Origin of the sequence: Alistipes sp. i18-0019-D1, assembly GCF_042852885.1 — a bacterium.
Classification (GTDB): Bacteria; Bacteroidota; Bacteroidia; order Bacteroidales; family Rikenellaceae; genus Alistipes.
Genome location: NZ_AP031424.1, coordinates 3,846,381 through 3,862,212 on the forward strand (window position 1 = coordinate 3,846,381; position 15,832 = coordinate 3,862,212).

Consider the following 15,832-nt stretch of genomic DNA (forward strand, 5'->3'; position numbering starts at 1 on the left):
CGGCCCGCCGTTCGGTTTCTTCCGCAGTATCCTTTGCCAGCACGAAAGGGAACGGTATCATTCGATCAAGTCCGCTGTGCGACTCGATCAAGAATTGAAAGGACCGCGCCGTTGTCAGAATGCGCATTGTTTTATATTTATATTTAGAGGTGTTCGAAATAAAAAGCCCGCACTTTCGATGCGGGCTTTTAGCATATGAAAAATCTTAATTTTTCCGAACCGGTTTGAATGTCACCAAAACGCCCTTGTGATCCGAGGGCCATACGCCGAGCGGTTCGATGAACGTATCTTCGCCCGTCTCGCGGACCCGCTCGCTGCGCACGACCGACGACGACGGCCCCACGACCTCGACCCGCTGCGGCTCGAAAGCTCCGCCCGGCAGGTAATAGATGAAGTCGATGCGGTCCCGTTCGTCGGCCTCGGGGGCCCACGTCAGTTCCCGGACCGCCTTGGCCGGATTGTCGGACGGATAGGTGAAGCCCGGATGCGTTGCCGGATCGGGATGAATCACCCGGTATACGTCGCGGAGTCCGGCTCCGTAGAGCATCACGGAGCAGTCCCAGGGAACGACGCAACCGTCATGATCCCACATTGCGCGCGTCGCATCGGTCCAGTCCAGGTGCGAAGGCTCGTTGAAATCCCCGGCCAGCAGAATCAGGTCGGCCCGTTCTCGGGAGACCTCTTCGAGGAACGCCGCAATGGCCTCGTCGCGCGTCGACGCACGGTTCATGCGCAGGACGGCCTGCGGATCGCTGTCCGGGGCCGGCAGTTTCCGCCACGTCACGCCGTCGTATCCTCGCGGCAGGTAGCAGGCGTAATGCGTATAATCCAGATGGGCCGGATAGAGCAGGACATCGTACCCGTTGACGTCGAGGCGCACTTTCATATCGACACCGCCCGGAACGGTTGAAAGTCCCGTCACGGCCTCTTCGATCGGATATTTCGACAGCACGCAGACATCGGTTCCCTGCACGCCGGTGCAGCGTCCCGAAGCTCCGTACCACGTCTGTCCGCGCTGCTTCAGCGCCTCGACCAGCCGTTCGGAGGTCACGCCGTCGTGGTTGTTGACTTCGCACAGGGCGACGACATGCGCATCGAGACGGGCGATCTCGTCGGCCAGAGCGTCGAAAGCCCCCGGCACTACCGTGGCGTCGCCCCAGATATTGAGTTGCAGAACACGCAGTTCTCCGGTGTTCCCGACACTGCATCCGGCGCAGCAAAGCAACAGAAAGGCAAAAAGATTCCGTAGCATGGAGCGATTTTATTTCGTGATTCCGGGCCAGTCGTCGGTGCTGAAAGGCGATGCCAACAGGCCCGGGGCGTCCGTCAGATCGTCGTCCTGCGGGTGTCGGCTCATCATTTCACCCTCACGCAACGCACCGACATACCGTTGGCACGGGCGTAGGGGACGTTGTTTTCGAGTCCTCCGGTAGTGGTCTTCTTCTCGAACCAGAAGTGGAAGGCCGGGGATTTCGTGCCCGACAGCGTCCCTGCGGTCCAATAAAGTCCCTCCCAGGGCTGCGCCTCCTCGGCCACGCTGCGCACGGGCGGAACCGGGTTATAGACGTTCAGGATCGTGCTGTTGTCGTAGCGGCGGCGTCCTGCGCCGATAAACAGCGACGAGGTTCCCTGCTCCGGATCGATCAGCCCCCAGCCGTATTTGTCGGCATCGGCCGCCGTAGGGGTCCCGACAAGCTCCAGATTCTTGAAAACGTCCGACGGAGCCACCTGCCAGCCGTAGGGGCAGGGATCGTAGGCGCTCTTCTCCGATGCGGACCACAAATCGCCGGAATGCGCGCTCCACAGCCAGTCGTTCTCCGAACCGGAGACGCCCGTGATGAAGGTCAGCGGGTGCTGCACGGCGTAAGCCACCGTACCCGTCTCGGCGCTCGAAGCGGCCGTCTGCAGGTAGACGCGGCTGCCGGCGCCGTTGTACATGCTGGCCGACGCCCCGTTGCTGGCGTTGTAGGAGGCCGGGCCGATGAAGGGGTCCTTACGGCCCCACTGGTAATAAAGTCCGTACGAGGCGAGGATGTCCTCCACCGTCGAATTGTCGTCGGCCAGCGCCCCGAGGTTGCGGGTCATCATCGTATAGCCGTTGAAATCGACCGCACCGCCCTCGGCATCGGGATCGTAGTCCGCAGCCCATACGTGCCAGCTCCAGATCAGCGTGCCGCCGGCGTCGTAGGCCCCGATCACGGCGTTGCCCTCCTTGATCCTGTCCCCGTTGTCGCTGTCGGCGGCCACGTAGAACGACGCCTTGCCGCCCTTCAACTCCAGGTACTGGATCAGATTCGACTGGCTCTGCCAGATGACATCGACCGAAGAGGTCGCCAGCTCGGTCAGATCACCCTTGTACATGGCGTCGATCAGGTAATTGGTCTCCTTCTTGTTGACCAGGTAGCTGTTGGCCGACTTACCGCTCATATCCTCGGTGTCGACCACGCCCACGAAAAGCGTCGCCGAGGCCGTCGATCCGCCGTGCACCTTGCCCGTCAGGGTCACCGAACCCGACTTGACCGCGTCGTCGTCGAACGTCACGGGAGAGACGACCGTAATGGTGCGGTTCGCCTCGTCGATAATGGGATCGTTCCAGCCCGTGGGTTTGCCGGTTATCGAGAAACTCTCGATGTTGGCGGCCGAAAAGCCCACCGTCGCTTCGTCGCCCGCCTTGAGGAAAACGGCCGGAGAATCGAACGCGATCGTTCCCGATTCCTTGTCCTTGCTGCACGAAGCGAAAAAAACTACGGCCGCAACCGCGCAAACCAACCCTGCAAATCTTTTCATATAGTTCATTTTATTCTATTTCTGTTTCAAAATCAACGGCAAAGATAATAAAAAGTCGGACGGGTGCAAAACCGAATTGCGCACGGTTCGACAAAACTTCCCCTCCGGAAAGTGCCGTAACGGCACCAAAGATACCAAAAAGCGGAATAATTTACACATGCCCGTCCCAAATAATTGCATTTGGGAACAATTATTGCCGCCTATTCCCTAACGAATCAGAAACGCATATAGTATGTCGAAATTGAAAATCGAAACGGGAAGTTCTCCCGCCGAGGAGCGCTTCAGCATCACCGTGACCGAAAAAGGCCCCTTCCTGGTCTACGGACGCCCGCCGCTGGCCGAGCAGTTCATCATGCCCAACGAGCGGAACGAAAGCTGGTATTTCCAGGAAGGACGGCACTTCTCGACCGAGGCGGAACCTACGGCGCTCTGCCGCTGCGGAGCCTCGAAACGCAAGCCCTACTGCGACGGAAGCCACGAAACGGCTGCCTGGGACCCGACGCTCACCGCACCCGACGAGTCGCTGCTCGACAAGGCCGAGACCGTCGAGGGCGGGACCCTCACGATGACCGACAATCCGAAATACTGCGTCTTCGCGCGCTTCTGCCACCCCGGGGGCGACGCGTGGACGCTCACCGAACAGTCGGAGGACCCCGAGGCACGGCGGCTGGCCATCCGCGAAGCGTCGATGTGCCCCAGCGGACGTCTGACGGCATGGGACCGGGAGACGGCCAAACCCTACGAATTCAGGTTCCGACCGAGCCTCGGGCTGATCGAGGACGTCACCATCGGCAGCAGCGGCGGCCTGTGGATCCGCGGAGGCATTCCCCTGCGGCGCGAGAACGGGCACACCTACGAAATCCGCAACCGCGTGGTCGCATGCCGCTGCGGCCAGTCGGCCAACAAGCCCTATTGCGACGGCACACACGCGGCGATCAAGTGGCGCGACAACCTCGAAGGCGAACCGGTCGGCGAGACGCTGCCCGAAGAGGTCTACTGACCCTGCACCGGCCAAAGAAAACGGAGCCTCAATAAGGCTCCGTTTTCCTATTCCATCGCGCCGCTGCGGGCCACGGTCCCGATCCAGCAGTCGGCCATCCGGCGCTGGCCGGCAGGCGTGGGGTGGATGCCGTCCCACACCCAGTAGGTAGCATCGCCGTTCGGCAGCCGGGACTCCAGTCCGGCGATGAGCCGGTGAAACGGAACGAGCGTCGCGCCGTAGTCGGCGGCGATCCGCTCCACGACCTCACAGCACTGCGCCAGCATCCGCTGCCGCAGGGGGTAATAGGCGCCCAGCGCCCCTTCGACGATCTTTCCGCAGGGTGCGGCGAAGGGTGTGCAGAGCACGATTTCCAGCGCCGGATTCGCCTCCCGGGCCTTGTCGAGCAGGCCGCGGTAGGTCTTCTCCCAGGCGGCGAAGTCGAAATCGGGGACAGCCTGCGGATCGTCGGCGCGCAGCAGCTTCCGGAGGTGGCGTTCCACGTCGTTCGTCCCGATGAACACCGACAGCACGTCGGGCCGCAGGTCGAGGACATCCTCCTGCCAGCGGGCCGCAAGGTCACTCAACGCATGACCGCCCACGCCGCGGTTGAAGAAACGGTAGTCGCGGTCGGGGAAACTGCTCTGGTAATAGGTGGCGCACAGGTACATGTACCCGCTGCCGTAGAGGTGGTTGCGGTCCCAGAGGTTACGCTCCGACGAGGGCTTCCCGTCGGCCTTGCCCCAGTTGCCGTCGGTGATCGAATCGCCCATGAAAACCACGCGCAGCCCTTTGGCCGGGGCTGCGGCCTGCGGCGCATTCCGGGCGAACCAGCGCTGGAAGAAAAGCATCTGGTAGGGGAGCGACACGGACCAGTAGGCCGCGTTGTGCGCACCGGGACGCACCAGAAAATCGTGCCCCACGCCCTGCCGCATCAGCTGTTCGTGGAGATTCAGGTTCACCCGGTAGAAGAAATCCTGATAACCGCAGTCGAAAATGAGCGCCAGCTCGCCGTCCCGGAGCGAAGCGGCCTGGCGGATCACCGTATGCGCGTCCCAGCGTTCCGGATTGTCTTTCAGCTCGCCCAGCTGTCTCTTCATCTCCCACGAGTCGGGGAAAGGACGGATGTCCACGCCTCCCGAGGTCGACCCCGCGGCCCCGAAGCGGTCTTTGTGGCGCAGCGCCACCCACAGCGCGCCGTGACCGCCCATGCTCAATCCCGTGACGGCGCGTCCCTCGCGCGAAGGAATCGTCAGGTAGCGGGCATCGATCCAGTCGGGCAGTTCCTGCGCCACGAAGGTCTCGAACTGCGACGCCGGATCGAGGGGACTGTCCCAATACCAGCTGTTGGCACCGTCGGGGCAGACGACGATCATCCCGCAGGCATCGGCCAGCGGGCGCAGGTCGGTGATGTTCTGCCACGTCGTGTACGAACCGCCGAAACCATGCAGCAGGTAGAGCACGGGCATGCGCCGCCCGACGCCCCCGTCGGGAACCACGACCAGCGCCGGGATGTCGCGCCGCATCTTCGCACTGAAGACCGCCACCGTGTCGATCCGTGCGGCGGAGACTTCCGCTGCGGCAAAAACGAAAAGCAGAATAAAAAGGTACTTTCTCATAGCTTTCGGAATCTTTTACAAAAAAGGGCACGCACAAAGCGCACCCCCTGATAACAAACCCCGCAGGGTTATTTTTTCTCCGGCTTGGCAATGGTCTCGCGCATCTGCGTATCGGCCATGATGTTCTTCATCTTGTAGTAGTCCATGATGCCCAGATTGCCGTTGCGGAACGCCTCGGCCATGGCCAGCGGCACTTCGGCCTCGGCGAGGATCACCTTGGCGCGGGCGTCCTGCGCCTTGGCCTTGTTCTCCTGTTCGAGCGCCACGGCCATCGCACGCCGCTCCTCGGCTTTCGCCTGGGCGATGTTCTTGTCGGCCTGCGCCTGATCCATTTGCAGCTGAGCGCCGATGTTCTTGCCCACGTCGATGTCGGCGATGTCGATCGAGAGGATTTCGAAAGCCGTTCCGGCGTCGAGACCCTTTTCGAGCACTACGCGCGAAATGGAATCGGGATTTTCGAGCACGATCTTATGCGACGCTGCCGAACCGATCGACGAGACGATACCCTCGCCGACACGTGCCAGCACGGTCTCCTCGCCGGCACCGCCGACCAGCTGCTTGATGTTGGCGCGCACCGTGACGCGGGCCTTTGCGATCAGCTGGATGCCGTCCTTGGCCACGGCGGCCACGGGAGGCGTGTTGATCACCTTGGGGTTCACCGACATCTGCACGGCCTCGAACACGTCGCGGCCCGCCAGGTCGATGGCCGTCGCCATCTTGAAATCCAGCATGATGTTGGCCTTCTGGGCCGAAACCAGCGCGTGCACCACGTTCGTGACGTTGCCGCCCGCAAGGTAGTGGGCCTCCAGCTCGTTGGGATTGAGGGTCAGTCCGGCTTTCGTGCTCTCGATCATCGACGAAACGATGGTCGAGGGCGGGACCTTGCGCCAGCGCATCAGCACCAGTTGCAGCAGGCTGATACGCACGCCCGACACCAAGGCCGAGAACCACAGTCCCACCGGAATAAAATAGAAGAGGAGCCAGATCGCAAAAAGGCTCACGAAGACGATCAATACGATCATTCCACCCTGAAAATCCATAATTTAGCTTATTTGATTGTTTTTACGATAACGCTGAAATTCTCGAATCCCACGACCTCGACATCGCGCTGCGGGTCGACATAGGCCCCCTGCGACTTGGCTTCGTAGGTGCGGCCTCCGATCTCGACCTTACCCATCGGAGAGAGGCGCGAGAGGGTCACGCCCCGGTCGCCGACCTGCAACTCCTCGGCCGGGGTGACGGGCATCGACGACGAGCGGATCTCCTGCTTGAGCGAGAATCGCTGCCAGGTCTTGGCCCGCAGGGACACGACGGTGGCGATCAGCGACAGAATGAGGATGACGACGATGACGACAGAACCCGTTACGGGGCCGAAATCACGGAAGGCGAGGTAAACCGAACTGCCGTAGCAGACCAGCGCCAGCACGGCCCCGATCGACACCCCGGGCAGCAGGACCAATTCGGCCACCAGGAACAGCAGGCCAAAAAAAACGAGCAGTACAATATAGAACATCTCCATAGGGCTTGTAGAATATTGCAATAAAGATAGGTAAAAAAATTCAGAACCCGGACGAATTCTGCGATAAATTTCATCCGGGTTCCGATTTATTCTGCGATTTCGGCGACTTTCACCTCCAGCGCGGCATCCGTCTGCCGTATCGACTCGGCCAGACGGTCGGCGACGGCCTTGTCGTCGAAAGCCCCCACGACGAAAAGCTGGCTGCCCACGCGCGAAAGTTCGTAACCTTCGCCCGTCGCGGCGATCACCCCCTTCACTTCGTCCGACAGGGCGTCGGTCCCGGTGATCTCGACACGGTAGGTGACTTTCGCCGCCTCGGGGTCGAGCGAGAGGTTGCGGGCCGTGCCGTCGGTCCACACCACGATTTCGGGCCGCACGAACCCGCGCTTTTTCAACAGCGCCTGCGCCGCCTCGGCCTCGGCCAGCGTGGCGAAGCCGCCCGCATAGTAGCACCACTTGCCCTCGTCGTTGATCAGGTAGAAAAGCGGATAGGCGCCCCGGAAAGTAGCGGCGGCGCGCTTGGTGTTGAACGTTCCGAGCAGGATGCGGTAGATCGTGCCGTTGGCGTAGACCCGGCACTCGGGAATGGGGTTCTGGTAGGTGTACACCGGCTTCGACGAAAAGGCCACGCTGTCGTAGTCGAGGAAATAACGCTCGGCGACCTCGATCCTCGGCAGGCGGTAGTCGATGGATTCGAGCTGCGCCGCAACGCCGCGCAGCGAATCGCGTGCGGCGTCCAGCGCCAACACCCCGGCCACGGCGGCCTCGTAGTCGACGACGACCCGCTTGCGCAGGAAATAGTCCGCCACAGCGTCCGAAGCCGTCTCGCCCTGCAACGCCGACAGCTGGCGCGAAGCCTCCGAAAGCGCCTCCTCCTCACGAGCGAGCACCTTCTCCTCGCCCATCTTGTCGAGCAGGTAACCGTAGGCGTAGCTCTTGTTGTCGAAAATGGAATTCCACGTCGCGGCGAGCGAGTCGGCCAGCGCACGGTTCACGCCCTGCAAGGCGTTGTAACGCTCGAAAATCGCCATCGCCTCGGCCTCGGTCTGCACGGCGGCGTAGGTTTCGGCCAGCTCGGTCAGCGTGCCGTGGTTGGCGAAATAGCGGTTGACATAGTCCACGGCCCGCATCTCCTGCCGCTGCGCCTTGCGCAGGGCCGCATAGTCCTCCGCCGGGAGGTGTTCGCGGAAATAGAGGTTGTCCACCAGGTTGCGGACCTTCAGCGAGTCGGGAACCGCCTCGGCAGGGCTTTTTTCAGCGGGTTCCGCAGGCTGCGGCGCCGCGCCGTTCAGACTGGCCAGCACCCACTCCTGCTCGATGGTGTTGATGCGGTCGATCAGGCGGCCCTTGGCATTGCGGATTTCGAAAATTTTGCTTTCGAGCAGCAGAATCTCCTGCGAATACTGCTGCCGCTTGCCCGGGTCCTCGCGCAGCTGCCGGCGCATACGCTCCACGGCATTGACGATCGAATCCTCGCGTATCTGCAGCTGCGCATCCTCGCGGAGCAGCGACATGTATTCGGCATTTCCTTCCAGCCCCGCGATGCGGGCCTCGACCTCGGGCTGCTGCGCCCGCACTCCGCCGGCGGTCAGGAAAACCGCACCCAGCGCGTATATGAGAATCCTGCGAAACATAGTTTGGGTTACCTCCACCATTTAATGAAAAAAATCTGTATGAGTCCGAAAATCTCCAGACGCCCCAGCAGCATCAGCAGCGAATTGGACACCTTGAACGCCGCGGGCATCGCCGAGAAGTTATCCATCGAGCCGACCTCCCCGAACCCGGGGCCGACGTTGCCCATCGAGGCCACCGCCCCGGTGAAACTGGTCGTCAGGTCGATGCCGAGCATCGTGCCGAAGACCGTGCCGGCGAGTATGAACATCAGGTAGGTGACGATGAAGATCATCACCGCGTGCAGCGCCTCGTTCTCCTGGATGACGCCGTCGAGGCGGATGCGGATGATGGCGTTGGGGTGCTGCTGCTGGCGCAGGCGCGTGCGCATCATCTTCCCGGCCAGCACCAGGCGGTTGACCTTGATGCCGCCGGCCGTGGACCCGGCGCAGGCGCAGACGATCGAGCCGAAAATCAGCAGGATGGCGGCGAACGAAGTCCACGTGTTGGAGTCGGCCGTGGCGAAACCCGTCGTGGTCACCACCGACACGAACTGGAACATCGCATAGCGGAACGACGCGGTCAGCGTGGGGTAGATGTCCGCGGCGAAGAGGCTGACGGCGATCAGCACGCCGCCCGCGAGCAGCATGCCGAAATACCAGCGCGTCACCTCCGAGCGGAAGATGTTGTTGCGCTTGCCGGTCACCGTGGCGTAGATCAGCCCGAAGTGGACACCCGCCGTGGCCATCACAAAGATCAGGATCGTATCGATCGCCGGGCTGTTGAAATAGGCGATGCTGGCGTTCTTGGTCGAGAATCCGCTCGTGGCGCAGGCCGACATGGCGTGGCACAGGGCGTCGAACCAGTTCATGCCCGCCATCTTGAGCAGCACGGTCGACAGCACGGTAAGCCCCACGTAGACCACCAGCAGGATCTGCACGATGATCTGCGAACGGTAGCGGTAGTTGTCCTTGGCCATCGTCGAAAGCTCCACGTTGGAGAGCATCATCTTGCTGCGCCCCATCGACGGCAGGACCACCAGCGCGAACATCACCACGCCCATTCCGCCGATCCACGTCGACGACATGCGCCAGAACTGCAATCCGCGGGGCAGGGCTTCGACGTCGTTCAGAATGGTCGATCCGGTGGTCGTGAGGCCCGAGACGCTCTCGAACCAGGCGTTGACCAGCGAGAACTCCCCGCCCCAGATCAGATAGGGGAACATCGACACGACGCAGGCCACGAGCCACGCCCCGACGACGATGCAGAAACCCTCCTTGTTGGTGATCTGCTCGCGTTTGCCCACGAAGATCAGCGGGAAGGCCCCCAGCAGGGCCGTGAGCAGCGAGGAGAGCAGCAGGGGATAGAACGCCGAATCCATGCCGCTCAGGTAGGAGATTCCCGCCGACAGCAGCATGAACATCGCGATGAAGAGCATCACGACCCCGATATACCGTAAAACCACGTCTACCCGCATCGCCGCATCAGGATTTGGTCTGTTTGGAAATGTTGATCAGCGCCTCGATTTTCTCCTTGAGTTCGAGCACCTCGTCCTTGAGGTCGCCCTTCACGGCGAAGGGCACGCGGAACGAAAGCCAGTCGCCCAGCCCCTTGTTCATCCGCTCGATGGGCGTCACGCAGTAGATCGACATGAAGTAGAAGAGCATCAGCACGATGGCGATCATCACGGCCAGCGAGATCAGCACGGGCGTCACGGCGCGGTAGGCGTTTTTCTTCATCTGCTCGGCACGCGGGACCAGCGAACTCTGCGTCGAGGTCATATAACTCTTGATGGCGGCCGTAAGGCGGCCGTAGAGGGCCTGGTATTCGTCGCTGTACCACCTGCCGCCCAGCGAATCGGGCCGCAGGGCCGCCAGCGAGTCGGCACGTGAGGCACGGGCGGCGCCCCCGAAGGCGAGGTAGTTGTCCGTCACGAGGCGCAGTTCGGTCGTGGCGAAGGCCAGCGAGTCGAGAAACGACTTTTCGAGCGCCTCGCTCTGGGCCACGAGCAACGTGTTTTCGAGCCGCTCCATGCTCTTGCGGCAAAGGCTGTCGCACGACCTGTCGCCGAAAACCGAAAGGCGGATCAGCGCGATGTTCTGCTCATGCGCAGCATCGAGCATCTCCTTGGCCAGCTCGATATTCCGTTTGTTGGCCTTGAGAATCTCGCCCGTATCCCGGCTCAAATGGCTCAATTCGAGAAACGAGACCATACCCGAAAAAAACAGCAGGCACACGATGCTCAAGAAACCGACCGTCACCCGTTTGCGCAAACCCGTCATAGCGTTTTAAATTTCCATTCCTGCAAATATAGTGATTAATCCAGAATTTCCCCCAACAAATCGTGAGTTTCGTCCATTGCGCCGAGTTTCACGCGGCAGAGGGCATTGACCTTCGAACGGTCGTAGGGGACTTTCACCCGGCGGTAGTTGCCCGTGAAGCCGAACATCATGCCGTCGCGGCGCGTGCTTTCGAAGAGCACCGTATCCTCCGTGCCTTCGGCGCGGGCGCAGAACGCGCCGTGCAGGCGTTCGCAGAGGGCCTCCAGTTCGGCGGCGCGCTGGGTGGCGACCGACGGCCGCACCTTGCCGGGCAGGTCGACGGCCGGGGTCCCGGGACGCTCCGAGAAGGGAAAGATATGCAGGAAAGCGGGTTCGAGACCCGCCAGAAAATCGTACGTCGTGCGGAAATCCGCATCGGTCTCGCCCGGGAAACCGACGATGACGTCGATGCCGATGAAGGCGTCGGGCATCAGCCGCCTCACGGCCGCGATCCGCCCGGCGAAGCGCGCCGTGGTGTAACGGCGGCGCATCAGGCCCAGAATCCGGTCCGAACCGCTCTGGAGCGGAATGTGGAAGTGGTGCATGAATTTAGGCGACGCGGCGCAAAAGGCGATGATCTCGTCGGTCAGAAGGTTCGGCTCGATCGACGAAATGCGGTAGCGTTCGATCCCTTCGACCTCGTCGAGCGCCCGCAGCAGGTCGATGAACCGCTCGCCCGTCGTGCGGCCGAAATCCCCCGTGTTGACGCCCGTCAGGACGATCTCCTTCTGCCCCCCGGCTGCGATCTGCCGCGCCTCGGCCGCCAGATCGGCAACGGGCATGTTGCGGCTTGAACCGCGGGCGTAGTGGATCGTGCAGTACGAGCAGCAGTAGTCGCACCCGTCCTGCACCTTGAGGAAGGCGCGCGTGCGGTCGCCGCTCGAAAAGGCCGCGAAGAACGACGTGAGCGACGCGGTGTCGCAGCTGTACACCTGCGCCCGGCCCTTGCCCGACAGTTCAACCACCCGTTTAAATAATTCCCCTTTATCGTTGTTGCTCAACACAATGTCGACACCATCTATCGCGGCGATCTCCTGCGGTTTGAGCTGCGCGTAGCACCCCGTCACGGCGATGATCGCCGCAGGGTTGCGGCGGTGGAGTTTGCGGATCAGGTTGCGGCATTTCTTGTCGGCATGCTCCGTGACGGAACAGCTGTTGACGACGCAAATATCGGCTTCGGCCGTGGGCGCGACGCGCACGAAACCGCCGCGTTCGAACTCACGGGCGAGGGTCGAGGACTCCGAAAAATTGAGCTTGCAGCCCAAGGTATGAAAATTGACTCTGCGAGGTTGCATGGATTCGTGTTTTTCCGGCACGAAAATACGAAAACTGCGCGAAAGGAGGAGGCTTTTCCGATAAAAAAGCGTAAATTTGCGCGCAATTAAACGACTCAAAAGAACCACGGCGACATTTGTCCACGGTATATCGTTGATATACAACCGACAACTTTGCCCTTGAAAACACATGGGATTTTTCAGCGACCTGATCCACTACGGCTACCTTTCGAACGCACTCGCGGCGTGTGTGCTGTCGGGCATAACGTGCGGGGTGATCGGAACCTATGTCGTCTGCCGCCGCATGGTGTTCCTCGCGGGAGGCATCACGCACGCCTCGTTCGGCGGACTGGGAATCGCATTTTACCTGGGAGCCAACCCGATCGCCGGAGCGATGCTTTTCGCCGTGCTCTCGGCACTGGGCATCGAATGGGCCGGCAGCCGGGGACGCATCCGCGAGGATTCGGCCATCGGCATCATCTGGTCCGTGGGCATGGCCGTCGGCGCGCTCTTCATGAGCCTCCGCCCGGGCTACACCTCGGGCGACCTGTCGGCCTACCTCTTCGGCAGCATCGTGACCGTGACCGACGGCGACGTCGCGGCCCTCGCCGCGCTGACGGCGGCGGTCATCGCCGGGGCGCTGCTGTGGCTCCGCCCGGTGATGTACGTGGCCTTCGACCGCGATTTCGCCCGCAGCCGGGGCATCCCCACGCGCGTGATCTCCTACCTGATGGCCGCGCTGGCGGCGGTGACCATCGTGCTCTCGATCCGCATCATGGGCATCGTGCTGCTGATCTCGCTCGTGACGATGCCCGTGGTGATCGTCAACACGCTCTCGCGGTCGTACCGCACCATCGCCCTCGCCGCACCCCTCGTGGCTGTAGCGGGCAACGTCGCGGGGCTTGTCGCCAGCTACAATTTCGAGGTTCCGCCCGGCGCCGCCATAATATTTACCCTCACACTTACGCTTATAATGGTAAAACTGTTATCTTTGCGTAGCAAAAAACTGCGATCCGCCGCATGAAAACCATTCACAGACTCGTTCTGAAGTCCTATCTCGGCCCGATGGTCCTCACGTTCTTCATCGTCATGTTCGTGCTGATGATGAACATCGTGTGGCGCTACATCGACGAGCTGGTGGGCAAGGGACTGAGCGCCGGCATCATCATCGAGCTGATGACCTATTTCATGGCCAACATGATCCCGATGGGGCTGCCGCTCTCGATGCTGCTGGCGGCGATCATGACCATGGGCAACCTGGGCGAGAACTACGAACTGCTGGCCATGAAGTCGGCGGGCATGTCGCTGGTCCAGATCACCAAGCCGCTGATCGTCCTGGTGAGCCTGGTCTCCGTCGGCAGTTTCTTCATCGGCAACAACCTCGTGCCGAACGCCAACAAGAAGCTCTTCAGCACGCTCTACGACATCCGGCAGCAGAAACAGGCCCTCGAATTCCAGGACGGGCTGTTCTTCAACGGCATCGACAACATGTCGATCCGCGTGAGCCACCAGGAACCCGACACCCACCTGCTGCACGATGTGCTGATCTACGACAACCGCGCCGCCAACGGCAACATGAACACCATCGTGGCCGACTCGGGCTACATCCGCCTGTCGGACGACAAGAAATACCTGCTGGTGACGCTCTTCCACGGCGAGACCTACGAGCAGACCCGCAACAGCCAATGGTTCACGAAAAGCGCCCTGCGCCACCACACGTTCGATCTCCAGAAGCAGGTGATCCCCATGTCGGGATTCGCCATGGGACGCACCGACGCCGACCTGTTCACGAGCAGCCAGACCAAGAACATCAGCGAATTGCAGCACGACATCGACTCGCTGGAGATCAAGGTCAACGCCGCCACGACGAGCTCCTACGAACCGCTGCTGAAAGAGCAGATTTTCGCCCGCGACAACACCGTGCTGCCGCTGCCCGACAGCCTGCAGGTGGACAAACGGGACTTCCGCGACCTGCTGGCGACGGATTCGGTCACCACGCTGTCCACGCGCGAACGCGAACGCGTCTGGAACCAGGCACGGACGCTGGCCAAGAACTCGCGCAACATGTTCGCGTTCGACGAATCGACGGCCAAGGAGGCACTCAACCAGCTCTACCGTTCGAAGGTCGAGTGGCACAAGAAAATGTCGCTTCCGGTGTCGATCCTGATCTTCTTCCTGATCGGCGCTCCGCTGGGCGCCATCATCCGCAAGGGCGGCCTGGGACTTCCGGTGGTGGTGTCGGTGATCTTCTTCGTGATTTACTACATGATCAGCCTCTCGGGCGAAAAACTGGCCAAGGAGGGTAACTGGGACGCCGTCTACGGCATGTGGCTCTCGACCTTCATCCTCACGCCGATAGCCATATACCTCACCTACAAGGCCACCAACGATTCGGCGCTGCTCGACACGGACTGGTACGCCGGGAAGTTCAAGGCGCTGAAAGAGAAACTGGTTCCGCAATTCAAGAAACTGACGAAAGCAATAAAACTCAAACGAAATGGCAAAAGAGACTGTGCTCAATAGCGTGGAGGAGGTCATCGAAGACTTCCGCATCGGCAAACCCGTGATCGTCGTGGACGACGAGGACCGCGAGAACGAAGGCGACTTCATCGTCGCGGCAGAGAAGATCACGCCCGAAATCGTGAACTTCATGCTCAAGGAGGGCCGCGGGGTACTCTGCGCCCCGCTGTCGGAGAAACGCTGCGACGAGCTGGGACTCAACATGATGGAGGAGAACAACACCTCGCTGCTGGGCACGCCCTTCACCGTGACGGTCGACCTGCTGGGCAACGACTGCACCACGGGCGTCTCGATCCACGACCGTGCCGCGACGATCCGCGCGCTGGCCGATCCCGCGACACTGCCCACCGACCTGGGCCGCCCGGGACATATCAATCCCCTGCGCGCGCGCGACAAGGGCGTGCTGCGCCGCCCGGGACACACCGAGGCCGCCATCGACCTGGCCCGCCTGGCCGGGTTGCAGCCCGCCGGCGCGCTGATCGAGATCATGAACGAGGACGGCACGATGGCCCGCCTGCCGCAACTGCTGGAGACCGCCCGGAAATTCGACCTGAAAATCATCTCGATCGCCTCGCTGATCGCCTACCGCCTCCAGCAGGAGTCGATCATCGAAAAGGGCGTGACGGTGCCCCTGCCCACGGAGTGGGGCGAATTCCAGATCACGCCGTTCCGCCAGAAATCCAACGGCGTGGAGCATGTGGCCCTGACGAAAGGGGAGTGGACCGAAGACGATCCGGTGCTGGTGCGCGTGCATTCGTCGTGCGCCACGGGCGACATCTTCGGCTCGTACCGCTGCGACTGCGGCGAGCAGTTGCACAAGGCGATGGAGATGATCGACCGCGAGGGCCGGGGCGCCGTCGTCTACCTCAACCAGGAGGGGCGCGGCATCGGGCTGTGCAACAAGATCCACGCCTACAAATTGCAGGACGAGGGCCTCGACACGGTGGACGCCAACCTCAAACTGGGCTTCAAGGCCGACGAACGCGACTACGGCGTGGGCGCCAGCATCATCCGCGAACTGGGCATCCGCCACATGCGCCTGATGACCAACAACCCGCTCAAACGGGCCGGACTGGAGGGCTACGGGCTTTGCATCGACGAGATCGTGCCCATCGTCATCGCCCCGAACCCCTACAACGCACACTATCTGGAGACCAAGCAGGAGCGCATGCACCACACGCTGGGACTGGAGAAAAAATAGC

Annotated in this window: 13 protein-coding genes; 4 read left to right on the forward strand and 9 right to left on the reverse strand. The window is 61.7% G+C overall.

All coding sequences use genetic code 11. The annotated features are described in order from the left end of the window. Positions 1–205: 205 nt before the first annotated feature. Positions 206–1,252, reverse strand: a complete 1,047-nt coding sequence (locus ACGHP5_RS16085; protein ID WP_390567690.1) for an endonuclease/exonuclease/phosphatase family protein — start codon at positions 1,250–1,252, stop codon at positions 206–208. A gap of 104 nt (positions 1,253–1,356) precedes the next feature. Continuing rightward, the gene (locus ACGHP5_RS16090) at positions 1,357–2,787 is read right to left on the reverse strand and encodes a hypothetical protein (protein ID WP_390567692.1); all 1,431 of its coding nucleotides are present in this window, start codon (positions 2,785–2,787) and stop codon (positions 1,357–1,359) included. A gap of 232 nt (positions 2,788–3,019) precedes the next feature. Here ACGHP5_RS16090 and ACGHP5_RS16095 point away from each other — a divergent pair, with 232 nt between their 5' ends. Beyond that, positions 3,020–3,787: a CDGSH iron-sulfur domain-containing protein gene (locus tag ACGHP5_RS16095; RefSeq protein ID WP_290531962.1), complete on the forward strand. Its 768-nt coding sequence runs from the start codon at positions 3,020–3,022 to the stop codon at positions 3,785–3,787. Positions 3,788–3,834: 47 nt separating this feature from the next. Here the strand turns inward: ACGHP5_RS16095 and ACGHP5_RS16100 are convergent, their stop codons facing one another. The 7 genes from ACGHP5_RS16100 to mtaB form a co-directional block, all read right to left on the reverse strand. Further along, positions 3,835–5,385, reverse strand: a complete 1,551-nt coding sequence (locus tag ACGHP5_RS16100) for an alpha/beta hydrolase-fold protein (RefSeq protein ID WP_390567694.1) — start codon at positions 5,383–5,385, stop codon at positions 3,835–3,837. A 68-nt stretch (positions 5,386–5,453) separates the two neighbouring features. After that, complete coding sequence (floA, locus tag ACGHP5_RS16105; RefSeq protein ID WP_168949954.1) at positions 5,454–6,425, reverse strand: flotillin-like protein FloA; 972 nt, start codon at positions 6,423–6,425, stop codon at positions 5,454–5,456. Positions 6,426–6,433: 8 nt separating this feature from the next. Then, entirely contained in the window at positions 6,434–6,904 is a 471-nt protein-coding gene (locus tag ACGHP5_RS16110; RefSeq protein WP_290531964.1) for an NfeD family protein, read from the reverse strand. An 86-nt stretch (positions 6,905–6,990) separates the two neighbouring features. Further along, on the reverse strand, positions 6,991–8,538 hold the full coding sequence (locus ACGHP5_RS16115; RefSeq protein WP_295900776.1) for an SPOR domain-containing protein: 1,548 nt from the start codon (positions 8,536–8,538) through the stop codon (positions 6,991–6,993). Positions 8,539–8,546: 8 nt separating this feature from the next. Next, a complete protein-coding gene (locus ACGHP5_RS16120) occupies positions 8,547–9,992 on the reverse strand; it encodes a TrkH family potassium uptake protein (protein WP_290531966.1) in 1,446 nt (481 codons plus the stop codon). Positions 9,993–9,999: 7 nt separating this feature from the next. Continuing rightward, entirely contained in the window at positions 10,000–10,797 is a 798-nt protein-coding gene (locus ACGHP5_RS16125; protein WP_290531967.1) for a hypothetical protein, read from the reverse strand. Between the two features lie 35 nt (positions 10,798–10,832). Then, positions 10,833–12,131, reverse strand: a complete 1,299-nt coding sequence (gene mtaB / locus ACGHP5_RS16130; protein ID WP_337772213.1) for a tRNA (N(6)-L-threonylcarbamoyladenosine(37)-C(2))-methylthiotransferase MtaB — start codon at positions 12,129–12,131, stop codon at positions 10,833–10,835. Positions 12,132–12,300: 169 nt separating this feature from the next. Here mtaB and ACGHP5_RS16135 point away from each other — a divergent pair, with 169 nt between their 5' ends. Genes ACGHP5_RS16135 through ACGHP5_RS16145 form a run of 3 tightly spaced genes read left to right on the forward strand, consistent with a single transcriptional unit; the run spans position 12,301 to position 15,831 of the window. Further along, positions 12,301–13,134, forward strand: coding sequence for a metal ABC transporter permease (locus tag ACGHP5_RS16135; protein ID WP_290531969.1), 834 nt, complete (start codon positions 12,301–12,303; stop codon positions 13,132–13,134). Then, positions 13,131–14,633, forward strand: coding sequence for an LptF/LptG family permease (locus ACGHP5_RS16140; protein ID WP_290531970.1), 1,503 nt, complete (start codon positions 13,131–13,133; stop codon positions 14,631–14,633). Before ACGHP5_RS16135 ends, ACGHP5_RS16140 begins: the two co-directional genes overlap by 4 nt. Next, positions 14,608–15,831, forward strand: a complete 1,224-nt coding sequence (locus ACGHP5_RS16145; RefSeq protein WP_337658020.1) for a bifunctional 3,4-dihydroxy-2-butanone-4-phosphate synthase/GTP cyclohydrolase II — start codon at positions 14,608–14,610, stop codon at positions 15,829–15,831. The genes ACGHP5_RS16140 and ACGHP5_RS16145 overlap by 26 nt, the downstream gene beginning before the upstream one ends. Position 15,832: the final 1 nt, after the last annotated feature.